The organism is Bowmanella yangjiangensis, assembly GCF_017255015.1.
In the GTDB taxonomy this organism is placed as follows: Bacteria; Pseudomonadota; Gammaproteobacteria; order Enterobacterales; family Alteromonadaceae; genus Bowmanella; species Bowmanella yangjiangensis.
The window spans coordinates 89,918-107,039 of record NZ_JAFKCS010000003.1 but is presented as its reverse complement, the minus strand read 5'-3'; the positions used below and the strand labels follow the sequence as shown (position 1 = coordinate 107,039).

Annotated in this window: 16 protein-coding genes; 8 read left to right on the top strand and 8 right to left on the bottom strand. The window is 50.0% G+C overall.

What is annotated here, in order from left to right; genetic code table 11:
• Positions 1-5 precede the first annotated feature (5 nt).
• On the top strand, positions 6-3,050 hold the full coding sequence (locus J0A65_RS04940) for an efflux RND transporter permease subunit (protein WP_206593019.1): 3,045 nt from the start codon (positions 6-8) through the stop codon (positions 3,048-3,050).
• A gap of 16 nt (positions 3,051-3,066) precedes the next feature.
• Here J0A65_RS04940 and J0A65_RS04935 read toward each other — a convergent pair whose 3' ends face one another.
• Positions 3,067-4,077, bottom strand: a complete 1,011-nt coding sequence (locus J0A65_RS04935) for a formimidoylglutamase (RefSeq protein ID WP_206593018.1) — start codon at positions 4,075-4,077, stop codon at positions 3,067-3,069.
• Between the two features lie 7 nt (positions 4,078-4,084).
• Entirely contained in the window at positions 4,085-4,570 is a 486-nt protein-coding gene (gene rraA, locus J0A65_RS04930; RefSeq protein WP_206593017.1) for a ribonuclease E activity regulator RraA, read from the bottom strand.
• A gap of 210 nt (positions 4,571-4,780) precedes the next feature.
• Between rraA and J0A65_RS04925 the strand changes: the two genes are divergently transcribed.
• Together J0A65_RS04925 and J0A65_RS04920 are read left to right on the top strand one after the other, a co-directional pair.
• A complete protein-coding gene (locus J0A65_RS04925; RefSeq protein WP_416135297.1) occupies positions 4,781-5,293 on the top strand; it encodes a phosphatase PAP2 family protein in 513 nt (170 codons plus the stop codon).
• Positions 5,294-5,393: 100 nt separating this feature from the next.
• Positions 5,394-6,494, top strand: coding sequence for an MJ1255/VC2487 family glycosyltransferase (locus tag J0A65_RS04920; protein ID WP_206593015.1), 1,101 nt, complete (start codon positions 5,394-5,396; stop codon positions 6,492-6,494).
• A gap of 4 nt (positions 6,495-6,498) precedes the next feature.
• Here J0A65_RS04920 and J0A65_RS04915 read toward each other — a convergent pair whose 3' ends face one another.
• The 3 genes from J0A65_RS04915 to J0A65_RS04905 all read right to left on the bottom strand — a co-directional run bounded on the left by J0A65_RS04915 (position 6,499) and on the right by J0A65_RS04905 (position 9,037).
• Positions 6,499-7,524, bottom strand: coding sequence for a succinylglutamate desuccinylase/aspartoacylase family protein (locus J0A65_RS04915; RefSeq protein ID WP_206593014.1), 1,026 nt, complete (start codon positions 7,522-7,524; stop codon positions 6,499-6,501).
• The gene (gene rimK / locus J0A65_RS04910) at positions 7,524-8,429 is read right to left on the bottom strand and encodes a 30S ribosomal protein S6--L-glutamate ligase (RefSeq protein WP_206593013.1); all 906 of its coding nucleotides are present in this window, start codon (positions 8,427-8,429) and stop codon (positions 7,524-7,526) included. The genes J0A65_RS04915 and rimK overlap by 1 nt, the downstream gene beginning before the upstream one ends.
• 179 nt (positions 8,430-8,608) lie before the next feature.
• On the bottom strand, positions 8,609-9,037 hold the full coding sequence (locus J0A65_RS04905; RefSeq protein ID WP_206593012.1) for an ATP-dependent zinc protease family protein: 429 nt from the start codon (positions 9,035-9,037) through the stop codon (positions 8,609-8,611).
• Positions 9,038-9,282: 245 nt separating this feature from the next.
• On the opposite strand from J0A65_RS04905, the gene J0A65_RS04900 reads away from it, so the two are divergent.
• Positions 9,283-10,554 carry a diguanylate cyclase gene (locus J0A65_RS04900; protein WP_206593011.1) on the top strand — a complete coding sequence of 424 codons (1,272 nt, stop codon included), beginning with the start codon at positions 9,283-9,285 and terminating at the stop codon, positions 10,552-10,554.
• A complete protein-coding gene (locus J0A65_RS04895; protein WP_206593010.1) occupies positions 10,541-11,218 on the top strand; it encodes a hypothetical protein in 678 nt (225 codons plus the stop codon). Before J0A65_RS04900 ends, J0A65_RS04895 begins: the two co-directional genes overlap by 14 nt.
• Before the next feature lie 24 nt (positions 11,219-11,242).
• On the opposite strand, the gene hslU is transcribed toward J0A65_RS04895, so the two are convergent.
• Both hslU and hslV read right to left on the bottom strand, forming a co-directional pair.
• Positions 11,243-12,571, bottom strand: coding sequence for an HslU--HslV peptidase ATPase subunit (gene hslU, locus J0A65_RS04890; RefSeq protein WP_206593009.1), 1,329 nt, complete (start codon positions 12,569-12,571; stop codon positions 11,243-11,245).
• A 91-nt stretch (positions 12,572-12,662) separates the two neighbouring features.
• Complete coding sequence (hslV, locus tag J0A65_RS04885) at positions 12,663-13,187, bottom strand: ATP-dependent protease subunit HslV (RefSeq protein ID WP_206593008.1); 525 nt, start codon at positions 13,185-13,187, stop codon at positions 12,663-12,665.
• A gap of 187 nt (positions 13,188-13,374) precedes the next feature.
• Between hslV and J0A65_RS04880 the strand changes: the two genes are divergently transcribed.
• Positions 13,375-14,277, top strand: coding sequence for a phosphoribulokinase (locus J0A65_RS04880; RefSeq protein WP_206593007.1), 903 nt, complete (start codon positions 13,375-13,377; stop codon positions 14,275-14,277).
• Between the two features lie 43 nt (positions 14,278-14,320).
• On the opposite strand, the gene J0A65_RS04875 is transcribed toward J0A65_RS04880, so the two are convergent.
• On the bottom strand, positions 14,321-14,728 hold the full coding sequence (locus tag J0A65_RS04875; protein ID WP_206593006.1) for an OsmC family protein: 408 nt from the start codon (positions 14,726-14,728) through the stop codon (positions 14,321-14,323).
• A 244-nt stretch (positions 14,729-14,972) separates the two neighbouring features.
• Between J0A65_RS04875 and ompR the strand changes: the two genes are divergently transcribed.
• Entirely contained in the window at positions 14,973-15,701 is a 729-nt protein-coding gene (gene ompR, locus J0A65_RS04870) for an osmolarity response regulator transcription factor OmpR (RefSeq protein WP_206593005.1), read from the top strand.
• Between the two features lie 15 nt (positions 15,702-15,716).
• Complete coding sequence (gene envZ, locus J0A65_RS04865) at positions 15,717-17,027, top strand: two-component system sensor histidine kinase EnvZ (protein ID WP_206593004.1); 1,311 nt, start codon at positions 15,717-15,719, stop codon at positions 17,025-17,027.
• The last annotated feature ends 95 nt before the right edge of the window (positions 17,028-17,122 follow it).

Genomic DNA, 17,122 nt, shown 5'->3' with positions numbered 1-17,122 from the left:
GTGGTATGAACCTGACGTCTGTTTCCTTTACCTATCGCAAATCCGTGATGATGGTGCTGGCGCTGCTGCTGATAAACGGCCTGATGGCCTACTTTACCCTGCCAGCACAGGAAGACCCGACCATCACTATTCGGGAAGCCATTGTCAGCACGGCGTATCCGGGCATGGCACCGGAACGGGTTGAACAGTTGATCACCAAACGACTTGAGGAAGAGATCCGCAAAATTCCGGAGGTAAAAAAGCTCAGCTCGTCGTCATCCACCGGTCTGTCGATTATTCACGTAAAGATTTACGACAGGTACTTCAATCTGGACAATATCTGGCAGGATTTGCGTAACAAAGTGCAGCAAGCGCAGCGCCACCTGCCAGATGGTACCTACCCTTCACACATCAATGATGAATTCGGTGACGTGTCGGTTATTACCCTTGCACTGACTGCCGACGGCTTTGGTATGGGCGAAATGTACGATGCCGCCAAACATATCCGTGACACCTTGTACGGCGAAGAAGGCACCAAAAAGGTGGAGATTCTTGGACATCAGGAAGAGCGGGTTTACCTACAGGTCTCCAATGCCAGGCTCTCGCAGTTGGGCATCTCCCCGCGCGCCTTAATTGCCGAGCTGCAAAATCAAAACATAATCAGCCCCGGTGGCCAGGTGGATACCGGTCGTAGCAGCTTTGTGATCGAACCTTCGGGTAACTTCAGTTCGTTGGAGGATATTGCCAATACCCATATGAGCATTCCAGGCACCGAGGACTACATTGCCCTGACCGACATTGTGGAACTCCAGCGTGGCTTCATCGACCCACCGGATAAACTGGCTTACTTTAACGGTACACCGGCCATTTTCTTTGCCATTTCCATGCTGCCTGGCTACAACATTCTCGACTACGCGCCGCGCATGCTGGAGCGTATTCATGCCCTGGAGGCCAACCTGCCGATTGGCTATAAACTGGATATTGCCACTTATCAGGCTGAACAGGTGGAAAAGACCGTGCATGGTGTGTCGGTCAACGTGCTACAGACGTTAGCCATTGTACTGATGGTGGTAGTGTTATTCCTGGGTGTTCGCACGGGTCTGATTGTTGGCACTATTGTGCCCTTTGTAATGCTGATTACGCTGTCGGTAATGCAATTTTCCGGGATTAAACTGGAAAGAATGAGCCTGGCCACCCTGATCATCGCTTTAGGCTTGCTAGTAGATAACGGCATAGTTATCGCCGAAGACTTCAAACGCCGCCTGGAAGAGGGTGAGGAACGTTTTGCGGCAATGTGCAAGGGCGGTAAGGAATTAGCCCTGCCGCTACTTAGCTCGTCAGCCACTACAGTTTTTTTCTTCCTGCCGCTGATGCTGGCCGATCACGTCGCCGGCGAATACACCCGCTCTATCTCGCTGGTCATTCTGGTTACCTTGCTCAGCAGTTGGATACTGGCCCTCTGTGTGACTCCGACCCTGTGCTACTTTTTTGTCAATGTGACACAAAATCGTACGGTAGTAGAAAAGAGTAAATGGATGCTCCGTTATGAGTGCTTTCTGCATTGGGTGATGGCACACAAACTGGTGTTTATGGCCAGTATGTTTGCCCTGTTAATTCTGGCGATTGTCAGTATGAAATTGGTGCCAAAGCAATTTTTCCCTGATTCAGACCGCACCCAGATTCTGGTCAACATTGATTTACCTAAGGGCACCTCCTCACGGGAAACCGACCGGCAGATGCGGGAGATCTTTACCTGGCTGGAACAAGAGCAATATCAATCTGTTATAGACAGTTATTCTGGTTATGTGGGTTTTAGTGGTCCCCGCTTTGTGTTGTCCCTCAACCCTGAAGATCCGGCAGAAAACAAAGGCTTTATCGTGCTCAATGTAAATGAGGGTGTAGATCTGTCGAGCTTCACACTAGAAATGGACAAAGCCTTGGAGATGGCCTTTCCGAATGTATCTGCCCGGGTCAAAAAAATGTTCCTCGGCCCGTCAGACTCCAGCATTATAAAGATTCAGGTAAAAGGGCCTGATGAAAACATCATTTATGCCAAGGCCGAACAAATTATGGCCTTGCTCAGCGACATCCCCAATACCATTGACGTTCGCAGCAACTGGGAAAACCGTATTATTAAGATTGAAGTGCAGGTTGACCAGCACCGGGCGAGGCGCGCCGGTCTGACCTCAAGCGATATCGCCACGGCATTGCAAGGCTATTTTTCCGGCGCCGTCGTCACAGAGTTTCGCGAAGGTGACGATATTATCCCGGTTATGCTGCGGGCCGCTGATGCCGAACGTAGCAATCTGGACAGACTGCGTACCCTGAACGTGTATTCGGAAAAAACCGGCCTGGCCGTACCGCTATTTCAGGTGGCCGACTTCGCCCCGGTCAATCAGTATTCTATTATTCATCGGGAAGATATGTTCCGTACGGTGAGCATCGAAGCCCGTAATATTCACATGGCCGCGGAAGACCTAAAACGTATTGTTGACCCGCAATTACAGGCACTGGCAGACGATCTGCCCATTAACCACCATATTGAGTATGACGGCGTCATTACCGAGTCGGCCGATGCGCAAAAGGCCTTGAAAGCCAATATGCCCATGGTGCTGGGGTTGATCCTGATTCTGCTGGTGATGCAGTTTAATTCGTTCCGCCGCTCGTTGGTGATTGTATTAACCATTCCTCTGGCCTTTATCGGCGCTGTGCTGGGTTTGTTTGTCACTGGCGCACCCTTTGGCTTTATGGTCACATTGGGTCTGTATAGTCTGGCAGGTATAGTAATCAACAATGCGATTGTATTGATCGACCGGATTGATATTGAAAAGGCCGAAGGTAAATCTGATTACCAATCCATAGTGGATGCCAGCTTGACCCGCCTGCGTCCCATCGCCATGACCACTATTACCACCATTATGGGGTTGTTGCCGCTGATTATTGGCAAGGATCCGCTGTTTCACGGCATGGCCAGTGTAATTGCCTTTGGGTTGGGTATCGGCACCATTCTTACACTAGGCGTGGTGCCGGTACTCTATGCAGCATTTTTTAAGGTACGGCGGCCAGCCTAACCGCTGAAGAGAAAAATCAGGCGCGGTAGCGGGCTTTGATAAAGGTACAAACCAATTCACTCAAGGCTTGACCTACCACGCGATTTCCCGCTTCCAGACCGGCAGGATGGCGTTGCGGCGCGCCTTCCGCCAGATGCAGATACTGCAAGCGCGGTAATAACGCCAGACGATGCACGTAATACAACGCATCGTCCAAAGACATACCGGCAAAGGTGACCGCACTGGTGGGAAGCTCGCTAACCGCATCCAGATCCAGCTCCAGTCCAACAGGTCGCCTTGAGGTTTGTAGATAATCGCTGACCTGCGACAGAGCCTGTTCAATGCTAAGTTCCCGACGCCACTTTAACTGCTGAATACTGAACCAGGGGAATCCTAAAGCTTCCAGTGCATCCAGAGCGTCGCGGGAGTTCTTCTGCTCATGCAATCCTAATACCGCGTAATGGGATAAATAGCCTTGGTGATGGGCATAGCGAAAAGGATTGCCACTGTGTCGCCCTTCCATGCGGCGAAAATCACTATGAGGATCTAGATTGGCTGCCGCCAGCGGCTCACCGCGCGTTTCACTGCAGGCACGAATCAAACCGTAAGCATTGTTGTGTCCGCCGCCTATCAAAATAGGTACCAGACCTGCAGCAAAAATCGGCTTGAGCGCAGCAACCAGGCGTTTGTCCGCTTCCTCGCACTGGGCTCTTAATGTGGCGATATCCTCGCTTACGGGTAAATCGCAACAATCCAACTCACCCACCAGCAAAATATCATCGCCAGGCAGATAAGTATTGGCCTGCAGGTTTAAAAAAATGGACAAAAATGCCTGCCAGCCTTGATGGGCTCCGCCTTTACCGCAATTGGCCATTGGCCCGATTTGCTCAGGTACACCAATCAGGGCAAATCGGCACCCAGCGGCTTTAGCCTGGTCATAATAAGCCAAGTCTTCCATGCTACGAACCACCTGACCAAGCTTAGTTTCTCCCGGTCTGGCATGAGTTAGTTGAGCAATACCCTCAGCACCCAGATAGCGAACAGACATGGTCGAATTATTCTATGTCCAGTGGCTCAGGAGAGAGGATGATGCCGGTGCTATCGGCATACAGATGATCTTCTGGCAAAAAGGTCACACCGCCAAAATTAACTGCGATATCCACTTCACCGATTTGCTCATAATCGGCTGAAACCGGCATAGATGCCAATGCATGCACACCGATATCCAGATCTTCCAGAGTGTCGACATCACGCACACTGCCGTAACAAACGATGCCTTCCCATTCGTTTTCCAGGGCCAGCTGAGCGGTATTGGCATCAATTAGCGCACGACGCAGCGAGCCACCGCCATCCACCAGCAGCACTTTACCTTTGCCAGGCTGCTGCAGGACTTTTTCAATCAGCCCTTTGTCCTCGAAACACTTGATAGTGGTAATGGCTCCGCCATATGAACGGCGACCACCGTAATTAACGAACATGGGCTCTACGACGTCGACATTATCGGCGAACAGGTCACATAGCTCAGAAGTGTTGTATTCCATGAGGGTTCCATCTGCATTGAGTGGGTTGCAGCCCAGTATACTAAGACTGTTTCGGGGCTGTCCATCCGAAAGCGGCGGGATGGAACAGGAAGGGCTGGAAAGGCTAAAATGGCCAGCTTTGGCTTATGTCATCAAGTCTTCTTGCAAATGTCACCTTTTATTCACATATGGTTCTTAGGATTGGCTGGCAAATGAGCAAGGTTTATGGTTATGAACTTATTTGCCCGCGCTGACACCCAACTATTCTACTGGCTGTTCAATAAAACGGCCGGCAGAAACTGTGCGCCGATTCGCTGGATATCCCGTACTGGTGACGGACACTTGTACCTGACGCTGGGTTTAGTACTGTGGTTCTTCGAACCTACTCATGGTGATTTGTTTCTGTATTCGGCGTTGCTTGCTTATGCACTTGAATTACCCATTTACGTGGTATTGAAGAAGCTGTTCAAACGCACCCGGCCTTGCGATTTGCTGCGCAACTTCAACGCTCACATTTCCCCTTCGGATAAGTTTAGTTTGCCATCCGGTCATACTGCCGCCGCCTTTTTAATGGCGTCGCTAGTGGCTCACTATTACCCGCTCTTTGCATTGCCAGTGTATGCCTGGGCCAGCACTATCGGTTTGTCTCGGGTATTGTTGGGAGTTCATTATCCCAGTGACATCCTCGCCGGTATTTGCCTGGGCATGACCATTTCCGTGTTTAGCTTGTCTTTGCTAGCCTAGAATTGATTCACGCTGTTTTGCCAATTAGCCTGCCTGAGAAACTAATGCACAAGTACAATTTGTTCCTTGGCTTACTGCCGTCAGGAAAAAGGAAGCCAATATGAAAATACTCTACGGTGTGCAAGGCACAGGTAACGGACACACCACCCGAGCCCGAGTGATGGCGAAAGCCTTTGGCCAACGAGATGATGTCCAGGTTGATTACTTGTTTTCCGGACGGGAACAGGACCGCTATTTTGATATGCAGGTGTTTGGACAATATCAAACCCGCCAGGGTTTTACCTTTGTCCATCAGCAGGGCGCGGTTGATATTTGGCAAACCATCAAAGCCTTCCGCCCGGTTCGCTTTGTTCGGGATGTGATGTCGCTGGATCTCAACGGTTACGACCTGGTAATCAACGATTTTGAACCTATCAGCGCCTGGGCAGCGCGACGTCAGAAAGTACCCTGTATTTCCATCAGCCACCAAGATGCCTTTCGTTATCCTATACCCACACAGGGTGATAATTGGATGAATCGTCAGGTACTCAAATACTTCGCCCCCTCTGATGTGCAGTTGGGCGTACATTGGCACCATTTCGGCCATGCCATCATGCCGCCCTTTATTGAAGACGAATATATACCTGACTCAGGGGCGGAGCATGTATTGGTGTATCTGCCGTTTGAATCTTTGCAGGACATCGCGCAATTTCTCGATCCTCTAAGCGAGGTGAATTTTGTCTGCTTCCACCCTGATCTTAACGAAGACAATGAGCAGGGCCATATCAAATGGCGACGCACCAGCAAACAGGACTTTCACCAAGCCTTACGTGTAGCAAGCGGCGTCATTGCCAATGGTGGTTTTGAATTATCCAGCGAGTGCCTGAAACTGGGCAAAAAGTTGCTTCTCAAACCACTGCACGGTCAATTTGAACAACTATCAAACATACTGACCCTGGAACAATTGGGCTTATGCCAAAGTATGTCCAGTCTGGATGTCGAAGAGGTGGAAACTTGGTTGGAATTACCGCCTGCCGAGCCAATTGCTTTTCCGAGCGATCCGCAATTACTGGTCGACTGGTTGCTGGCAGGAAAATGGCACGACACCCACTCAATTTGCGCGCAGCTTTGGCAACAGGTCAGTTTTCCAGAACGGTTGCAGCAGCGCTTAAATAGTTATCAAGCTGAACCTGCTGCTAAACTGGCGAGAAAATTGACCTGACTGCTTACAACACCCGAGGCTCAAAATCTTCGATAAAGGCATCAACTATTTCGCCGGCCTGGTCAATCAGGTCAGGATCAAACTTGGCAACATGGAATAAGGCCTCCCCTTCATTGGCAATAGGGATATTAGACATACCAATAATCACACCGTCATGGGGGGAACGTATCGCAACTTCAGCCTCACCATAAGGGCTGGTGGAATAGGCCAATACCTGGTTCTTGCTAACCAGCTCGCCTAATCGCACCTTAGTAATAATCAGGCCATCCATCTCGTTGCGCACCCATTGGCTGCTGTTGCCTACCATGGGTTCAAACTTCTTACGGCTGCCGCGACGGGTCGACATGCCCAAATACTTCATCACATTAAGAATGCCATTCAACCCGGTTCGGATGGATGCCTCATCGAAGCGCAGCGCTTCTCCAGCCTCATACAAAATAGAATGAACCCCGAGTTCAGAGGCACAAGAGCGCAACGATCCATCTCTTTCTCTGGCATGCAGAATCAGCGGTGCGTGAAACTCCTCTGCCATTTGCAGGGCAATGGGATCCTGAATGTCGGTGCGCACTTGGGGCAAATTGCTTCGGTGGATTGCCCCGGTGTGTAAATCAATCAGATGGGTGGCACGCTGCAATAATTGACTATAAAACAAATGCGCCAGCCTGCTACCCAGCGCACCACGCTGGGAACCGGGAAAACAGCGGTTGAGATCGCGTCTATCCGGCAAATAGCGAGTTTGCTGGATAAAGCCGAAGACATTCACTATGGGCACCACCATCAGGGTACCATTGAGACGCTTGGGGTTAACTTTCTTAATCAGACGGCGGCATATGTCTATGCCGTTCAACTCATCCCCATGAATAGCTGCACAGACCAAAAGCGTTGGTCCGGGTTTAAGCCCATGTAACACTTCCACATGCAGATCCATGGGGGTATCGTTATATAAACGGGCAGCCGGTAACTTAATCGCCCGCTGTGTGCCAGCGGGAATGCGTTGCTCAGCCAGCTCAAATGCCGCCTGTCTGGCCATTAGCCCTTACCCCGGGTACGAGTGGCATGCGCTTTGGCGTTCTTTTCAATAAACTCGATAATTTTGTCAGCGACATTCTTACCCGTGGCGGTTTCTATCCCTTCCAAACCGGGGGAAGAGTTCACTTCCATCACCACAGGGCCATGATTGGAGCGCAGAATGTCCACACCGGCCACATTCAAGCCCATAGTTCTGGCGGCACGAACCGCAGTACTGCGCTCCTCTGGAGTCAGACGAATTATAGAAGCACTTCCACCCCGGTGCAGATTGGAGCGAAACTCACCCGGCTTAGCCTGACGCTTCATTGCAGCAATGACTTTATCGCCAATCACAAAGCAACGAATGTCGGCACCGCCCGCTTCTTTGATGTATTCCTGCACCATTATGTCGGCTTTGAGGCCCATAAAGGCTTCGATAACACTTTCGGCTGCCTTACGAGTCTCCGCCAGCACCACACCTATACCTTGTGTACCTTCGAGCAACTTGATTACCAGCGGTGCACCGCCCACCATTTCAATCAGGTCAGGGATATTACTGGCCTGGTTAGCAAAACCGGTTATAGGCAGGCCAATACCTTTGCGCGAAAGCAATTGCAAAGAGCGCAGCTTGTCACGGCTGCGGCTGATAGCAACTGATTCGTTGACAGGGTATACACCCATCATTTCAAACTGCCGTAACACCGCCGTTCCATAGAAAGTGATGGAAGCGCCAATGCGTGGAATGATGGCATCAAATTCTGGCAGCTCCTTGCCTTTGATATGCACTGAGGAACTTTGCATATTGATGTTCATGTAGCATTTCAGGGGGTCGATAACGTGCACCTCGTGCCCCCTTGCTTCACCGGCTTCTTTTAGGCGCCTGGTGGAATACAGACTGTTGTTACGCGAAAGAACGGCGATTCTCATGGTACGAAACCTTGTAAAAGTGAATATGACCCGTACCTGCGCATGGTCACAGGCCCGGACCTTAAATGCTGTTGAAATCCCAATCACCAGAAACAGGCGCCTAGCCCGACAAAGGCATCAGTGTGGCAGCCACGAGTTCCTTTTTCAAATGAATGAGATGATGTTCCCTGTGATGATCTTCAGCTTTGTGGCTGGCCGAGCAAATAAGAAGCCTGGGGATCAACAACGAAGCGTGAACACATGGCTTGCCGCCCCAGTAGCATACGAAAACGCATGGAGTCACGGTTGGTCAGCGTCAGTTCTATAGGGAATCGCTGCCCTGCCATTTCCAACTCAGTTTCCACCACGAAGCGTTCTTCTTCATGGCCACCGGAATCACGCACCCTACGCCTGTCTATCAACTTGGCTTCACAGACATGCTCAATGTCGTTATTGTCCTGAACGGGATGCAAATGAATGCGAATCCACGTCTCACCGTCCCGCTCAAAAGGCGTTAACGCAAAGGCATGCAGACAAGACGTTTTAGCGCCACTGTCAACTTTCATTTTAATTTGTTCGATGCCCAGTTGGGGTAAACCGCCCCACTCCCTCCAGCCTAGTGTAATCATGTATTTATCCTGGATTTAAGCCAAAGGCTTTGTGCTTGCTTAAATTGTGCTGCGATATAGCACGATTGGCAAAAGTTTCCAAAAAAAAATGCATTTACAAGATGAATTAAACGGGCGGTGAGACCTTTGCGCTGTATTTGCCAGAAAATTGTTCTATCATGCCAGCTAGCAGCCATAGCCAGGGGCGATGGGGTGTAAACCCAAGGGATAAACATCGCTAGGACAAGGATTTTCAGGAGAAGCCATTGCTGAATTCATTACGCACTAAGTTAACGTTATCCATGCTGATCACCAGTTTGGCCGCTATTAGTGTTATGGCCCTTATTACTCCCTGGTTACTGGAACAACGCTTTATCAGCGAAGCAAAGGACGTACATTTCAAACGTTTTGTGCTCGCCATTGAAGAATTTCGTCAGGAACATGGTGAATGGGGAGGCCTACAGTCTGCTTTGCTGATTAATCAGTATCTGAGCAGTCGTCCAGCACGTAATTTACCGCCGCCAGGAAGACGTCCGCCGCATCCAAACCCACCAGCTAGCTCTCTGGCAGATAACTTTCGCTTTGTGTTAGCGGATCAGCAAGGCTACATCTTTCTACCTTTTTTTGAATATGAGTTAGGCCAGCAGCTCACTACTGAACAATTGCAGCAAGCTACGCCCTTGTGGTCTGGCGGAGAATTGGTTGGCTATGCGTTGAGCGGTGGAGAATTGCCCCTCACCGAGCAAGATAAATCTTATCTGATGATTCAAAGCCGCAGTATGCTGATTGGTGCGGCGGCAGGCTTAGCTGTCACCTTGTTACTCAGTCTGACTATGGGTAGCCAATTGGTAAAGCATATGCGCGCATTGACACGCGCAGCCATAGAAATGAGTAAAGGTAACCTCAACCAGCGGGTGCAAGTGGCTGGAAAAGATGAAGTAGCGTTACTGGCCAGAGAGTTTAATCGTATGGCCCAGGAGCTAAGCAATACTTACGCTGAGCTCAAAGCATCCAATGAAACGATCAAGGCACAGGCGGAAGCCTTACAAGAGTTGTCCCTACGCGATGAACTGACGGGTCTGCATAACCGTCGCTACTTCAATCAGCAGTTTCGCATGCTCCATCACCAAGCCATCCGCTACCAGGACACCCTGGCCCTGGCGCTTGGCGATATCGACAACTTCAAACAGATTAATGACAGATATTCCCATCAAATCGGTGATGCCGTGCTTAAGCAGGTCGCGGCACTGATGCAGGAAGAAATTCGCGAAGCTGATATTCTGGCGCGCTACGGCGGTGAAGAATTTGTCATTCTTATGGCCCATACCGACAAACATCAAGCCGAAGGCTTAGTGGACCGTGTGCGTGCTAAAGTTGAGGCCTGGCCATGGGAAAAGCTGGCCAAAGACCTACAAGTCACCATCAGCTTTGGTATCAGCGACAAACTCGACAGCGATTTGGGGCACAGTATGCTGGTAGAAGCCGACAATCGTTTGTATCAGGCCAAGGATCTTGGTCGCAATCGTGTGTGCGCCTAAACCGGCGACTCACCGGCTTTACCCATTGGGTTTGCTGATAGCCCTACTACCACTATTCACCATACATCTGTGCCTACTGCTAAGCTTCAGCGAAAACAAGCTGGAATGGTGCAATCCATATTGGCTGGATTGTCACAGTATCAGTGCCACAGGCCGGCATGGCCTAGCCTATTTTGTGTTCAAAGGTGGAATGCTGACTGCCATGGTCTTGCTTGCCTTATTCTGGTGGATTAATCAGTGGTGGCTAAACAACCAGACAACTAAAGCATCCGTTTTGATCGGCTGGCTCGGCAGTCTGGCAAGCCTGGCCTTGGTAATCTATACACTGAGCCTTGGTCATGACGGCAACATACCTTACCTTTTGAGACGTATTGGCGTTATCAGCTACCTTGGCCTGACGTTTATCTGCCAGTTACTGCTTTCAGCCAGCCTGCAAAGAAAGGCCGCAACCCAAGTCCAAGGCCGCCATTTACTTATGCTCAGCACCCTGATACTGGTGTTAGCCCTTATATCACTGGCACTAGATGCTGCGTTGGGAGCACAGTACAAACGGCTGGAAAACGCCATAGAGTGGGGGCTAATCCTGTTAATTAACCTGCATGCACTATTTATCGTAGCGGTATGGCGTAAGGTCGACTTACGAGTCACATTACGGCACCAATAAAAAAGGGCCCGCAGGCCCTATTTATCAGAGAATAAAACGACTGAGATCTTCGTCTTCCACCAAACTATCCAGGTGGCCTTTAACGTAGTCCGCATCAATCAGCAGCTTCTCACCCTGCTTTTCGGAGGCGGAGAAGGAAATCTCCTCCATCAGCTTTTCCATCACGGTATGCAAACGTCTTGCGCCTATGTTTTCAGTGCGCTCATTAACTTGCCATGCAGCCTGGGCAATGCGCTCGATACCATCCTGAGTGAATTCAACATCCACGCCTTCGGTTCGCATCAGCTCCACATATTGCTCGGTCAATGAGGCGTTTGGCTCGGTCAGGATGCGAATAAAGTCATTGGCTGTCAGTGCACTTAGCTCAACACGGATAGGCAAACGCCCTTGTAGCTCAGGGATCAAATCAGAAGGCTTAGCCATCTGAAATGCACCAGAGGCAATAAACAGAATATGGTCGGTTTTCACCATGCCATGCTTAGTGCTGACCGTTGAGCCTTCCACTAAGGGTAGCAAATCACGCTGAACACCTTCGCGGGACACGTCGGCACCGCTGGTATTCTCACGCTTACAAATCTTGTCGATCTCGTCGATAAACACTATGCCGTGCTGCTCAACATTAAATAAGGCCTTCTCTTTCAAATCCTCCTGATTCACCAGGCGGGCAGCCTCTTCTTCAATCAGCAGCTTGAATGCTTCTTTAACCTTAAGCTTTTTCTTCTTTTTCTGGGTGCCAGACAAGTTCTGGAACATGCTCTGCAGCTGATTGGTCATTTCTTCCATTCCCGGCGGCGCCATGATTTCCACGCCCATCTGCGGCAATGCAACATCAATATCAATTTCTTTGTCGTCTAGTTGCCCTTCACGCAGTTTCTTACGGAAGGCCTGACGCGTACCCTTATCCTGACCTTCTTCTCGCTCACCCCAGACATTTTCGGGGCGCGGCAACAAGGCATCCAGAATACGTTCTTCGGCAGCTTCTTCAGCGCGATAACGAACCTTGGACATTTCCTGTTCCTTGGTCATCTTTACCGCGATATCGGCCAGGTCACGGATAATGGTTTCCACTTCCTTACCTACATAGCCAACCTCGGTAAACTTGGTGGCTTCCACTTTGATAAATGGCGCATTAGCAAGCTTTGCCAAACGACGGGCAATTTCGGTCTTACCCACTCCGGTTGGACCTATCATCAGGATATTCTTGGGTGTCACTTCATGGCGTAGCTCTTCATTCAGTTGCATACGACGCCAGCGATTACGCAAGGCAATAGCCACGGCGCGTTTGGCGCCTTGTTGGCCGATAATATGGCGGTCCAGCTCGTGGACTATCTCTCTGGGGGTCATTTCCGACATGGATAAACCTTTTTCAATCTAAACATTCTTTACGCCGACAGGCGCGGAGGTATAAAGACCTTTGTTCACACAAGGCCGTTATGCCGGTAAATTAGTAGTCCAATTGCTCAATGGTGTGATTGTGGTTAGTAAATACACAAATATCACCGGCAATGGTCAGACTTTTCTCAGCGATGTCACGGGCACTCAGCTCGGTATTCTGTAGCAATGCCGTTGCCGCAGCTTGTGCAAAGGGGCCACCTGAGCCGATAGCAATCAAGTCCATCTCTGGTTGTAAGACATCACCATTACCCGTGATGATCAACGAAGCGGTTTCATCTGCGACGGCCAACAGGGCTTCAAGTTTGCGCAGCATACGGTCGGTACGCCAGTCTTTGGCCAGCTCCACGGCAGCACGCATCAGATGCCCCTGGTGAAGTTCCAGCTTGGACTCGAAACGTTCAAACAAGGTAAAAGCATCAGCCGTACCACCGGCAAAACCGGCCAGCACTTTATTGTGATAAAGACGACGCACCTTGCGCGCATTGCCCTTCATCACGGTATTACCCAGCGAAACCTGCCCGTCACCAGCGATAACCACCTGATTATTGCGTCTTACTGAAACTATCGTAGTCACTCGGACTCCTTAAGAATTTGTAGCCGCCCCTCGGACGATGCTATGAGATTAGTCCGTATTTGGGGGTGGTCAGGGAATTTTCAAGAGAAAGAAACTCGGCTGCACATATCCTTATGTCTATGGAACTCCTTGACCCTCTATGCCAGCTTGCTTATAAATAGCGTTCGGTTTCCAAACCAACAGAATCATGTCTGCAAAGCACCCTATTATTGCCATTACGGGTTCATCCGGCGCTGGCACCACCACCACCACTAATGCCATACGTCATATATTCCGAAACCTGGGATTGAACGCGGCGTTTGTGGAAGGTGACAGTTTTCACCGTTTTACCCGCCCGGAAATGGAAGTTGAGATTCGCAAAGCGCAAGAACAGGGGCGACATATCAGTTATTTCGGCCCCCGCGCCAACGATTTTGTACTGTTGGAAAGCCTGTTTAAAGAATATGGCGAAACGGGTGCCGGTAAGTACCGTCATTATCTGCACAGCTTTGACGATGCGGTACCTTTTAATCAGATGCCGGGGACTTTCACTCCCTGGCAGGACTTACCTAAGAGTACCGATTTGCTGTTCTATGAAGGACTGCATGGTGGGGTTGTCACCGATGAGGCCGATGCTGCCAAACATGTGGATTTATTGGTAGGCATGGTGCCCATAGTGAATCTGGAGTGGATTCAAAAAATAGTACGGGATACTACTGATCGAGGCCATTCCCGCGAAGCGGTTATGAGCAGCATTGTGCGTAGTATGGACGACTACTTTCAGTACATTACCCCACAGTTTTCACGTACCCACGTGAATTTTCAGCGCGTTCCCACAGTGGATACATCCAACCCATTCAGCGCCAGAGAAATTCCATCCCATGATGAAAGTTATGTCGTGGTGCGGTTCCGTCGCGAGATGAGAAACGTCAATTATCCCTACCTGCTGCAGATGATTGACGGCGCCTTTATGTCAAGAATCAATACTATCGTGGTGCCCGGCGGCAAGATGGGCCTGGCCATGGAATTGATCCTATCCCCGCTGATTGAAGAGCTAATGGATAAAAAACGCCGGGCCAGTTTCCAGATGGACTGGGTGGCAGAAAAGTAAATCAGACAGGCAGATGCGAGGTCTTTGCATCTGCCCGACTTCCTCAGAACTCTGCTTCTACCACTTCGAAGCTGTGACCCACTTCAACAGACTTACCCAGCATAATAGACACTGAGCAGTATTTTTCGGCGGACAAATTCACCGCACGCTCCACATGCTTCTCACTCACGCCCTGGCCGCTAACCACAAAATGCAGATGCAATTTGGTGAATACCGCAGGCACAGCGTCAGCACGCTCGCCGCTAAGCTTTACCTCTACACCACTGACTTTCTGCTTGGCCTTTTTAAGAATGCTAACCACGTCAACGGAGGCACAGCTACCCGCCGCCATCATTACCATTTCCATGGGGCTGGCGGCGCTTTGCTTGTCACCATCCATTACCACTGCGTGACCGCTGTCAGAGGTACCAACAAAACGATAGCCGTCCAGCCATTTAACCGATGCTTGCATGTTTTACTCCAAATCTGACCGCCGCCTTGGCGGCGATCTCTGTTGCTATGTCACTATTCTGCCTAAAGCCATCATCAGGCGCCAGCCTGATTGCGAGCACAAACTTTGTAACAACTGTCCCTGTTGTGCATGCAAGCTTTTAATTTATTTATGCTTTACCTTATAGTGACAGTTATTACGTCAGGTTGGCCCAGTTAGCTTTGTGCTATGTGCTGACCAGACCGACTTGCTTAGGTAAAGAGAAATGGGACAGGAAACACCGAAAGTTCTGGTAGTAGATGATGATATGCGATTGCGCAGCCTGCTGGAGCGCTATCTGGTAGAACAAGGTTACCAGGTCAGAACCGCAGCCAATGCTGAACAAATGGACCGCTTATTAGAGCGGGAAAACTTTCATCTGATGGTGTTGGACCTGATGCTACCTGGTGAAGACGGCTTATCGATTTGCCGACGCTTGCGCCAGAAAGAAAATGAAATTCCCATTATTATGCTGACCGCTAAAGGCGATGAAGTTGATCGTATTATCGGCTTGGAAATGGGAGCCGACGACTACCTGCCCAAACCTTTCAATCCCAGGGAACTGTTGGCGCGCATCAAAGCCGTGCTGCGACGCCGCACCACGGAAGCCCCAGGCGCACCATCTCAAGAAGAACAGATAGTCACATTTGGCAAATACAGCTTGAATTTGGCCACCCGGGAAATGAAATCTGGCGATCAGCCTATGACTCTCACCAGTGGTGAATTTGCCGTGCTGAAATCGCTGGTAAGTCATCCCAGAACGCCGCTGTCGCGGGATAAACTCATGAACCTCGCGCGTGGACGTGACTACAGTGCTCTTGAACGCAGCATTGATGTGCAAGTTTCACGACTGCGTCGTATGCTGGAAGAAGACCCGGCCAATCCCCGTTATATTCAAACAGTATGGGGGTTAGGTTATGTGTTCGTACCAGACGGTGAGAAGAAGAATAATTAATCTAGTACCTTAATCATGCGTCTGCTGCCCAAAAGCGCCTTCGGTCAGACTGTCCTACTGATTGGTATGCTGCTGCTTATAAACCAGGTGGTATCCTACCTGTCGGTCACTTATTACTTTATTCGTCCGACCTACCAGCAAATCAACCATTTGCTGGCCAATCAGGTGAATGTGATCTTTCTGGAGGGGCTGAATCACCAGGATCCTAACCTGCATGAAGAGTTTTTTGCCGCCACCGGCATTCAAATACTGAGCGAAGCCGAGGCACGCCAACAAGGCTTAGAACAAGCCAGGCATTATTTGTCTTTATCGCAGCAAATGTCGGAACGACTGGGAGGCAGTGCCGATGTACGTATTACTCCGGGGGCTCCCTACCTGTTTTGGATAAATCCCCCGCAGGATCGCAACTTATGGATAACTATTCCCATGCAGGGGCTGGGTGAAACGGATATCTCCCCGCTGACTATTTATCTGATGGTGATAGGCGTGTTGAGCGTGGCCGGTGGATGGCTTTTTGTGCGACGTTTGAATAAGCCACTGCAAGCATTGCAACAAGCGGCTATGGCCGTGGCCAGAGGTAATTTTCCGCCACCGCTGAAAGAAGAGGGTTCAAGCGAAATCATGGCGGTAACCCGGGCATTTAACCAGATGTCACGGGGTATCAAGCAACTGGAAGATGACCGTGCTTTACTTACTGCGGGTATATCCCACGATCTTCGTACCCCACTGACCCGCATCAGACTGGCCACTGAAATGTTACCCGACGACCAAGAGTGGATCCGTGACGGCATTAATCATGATATTGAGGACATGAACGATATCATTGACCAGTTTATTAACTACGTACGACAAGACCGGCAGGAAAAGCTGGAAAAAGTAAACCTTAACAGTTTGATTGATGATGTGGTGCGCGTTCGGAACATTGAAGAAAATCATCACATAACACTGAGCCTGGCAGAGTTACCGGACATGAAGCTGCGCAAAGTGGCAATAAAACGGGTGATGGATAACCTTATAGAAAACGCCTTTCGATATGGCAGCCCACACATAGAAATCACCTCCAGCTACGACAAAAAGCGTAAATTAGTGAGTTTCAGTGTTCGCGACCATGGCCCGGGTATCCCTGAGGATCAAATAGAGAACTTGTTCCAACCTTTCACCCAGGGCGATAAAGCCCGAGGCAGCCTGGGCTCAGGGTTAGGCCTGGCCATTATCAAACGTATTGTAGATATGCATCTGGGCAGCATTAGTCTGGTCAATCATGCTCAAGGTGGCTTGATTGCTACCGTCACCCTCCCCTGCAAGTTGGACAGTAATAAGCTTTGATTCTTAAAGAAAAAATTTTTTTACAATTTTTTCACTGCCCTCCCCCCTGTTAACTACCTCGCCAATTGCTAGGCCTTCTATGGCTGGTTATAGTG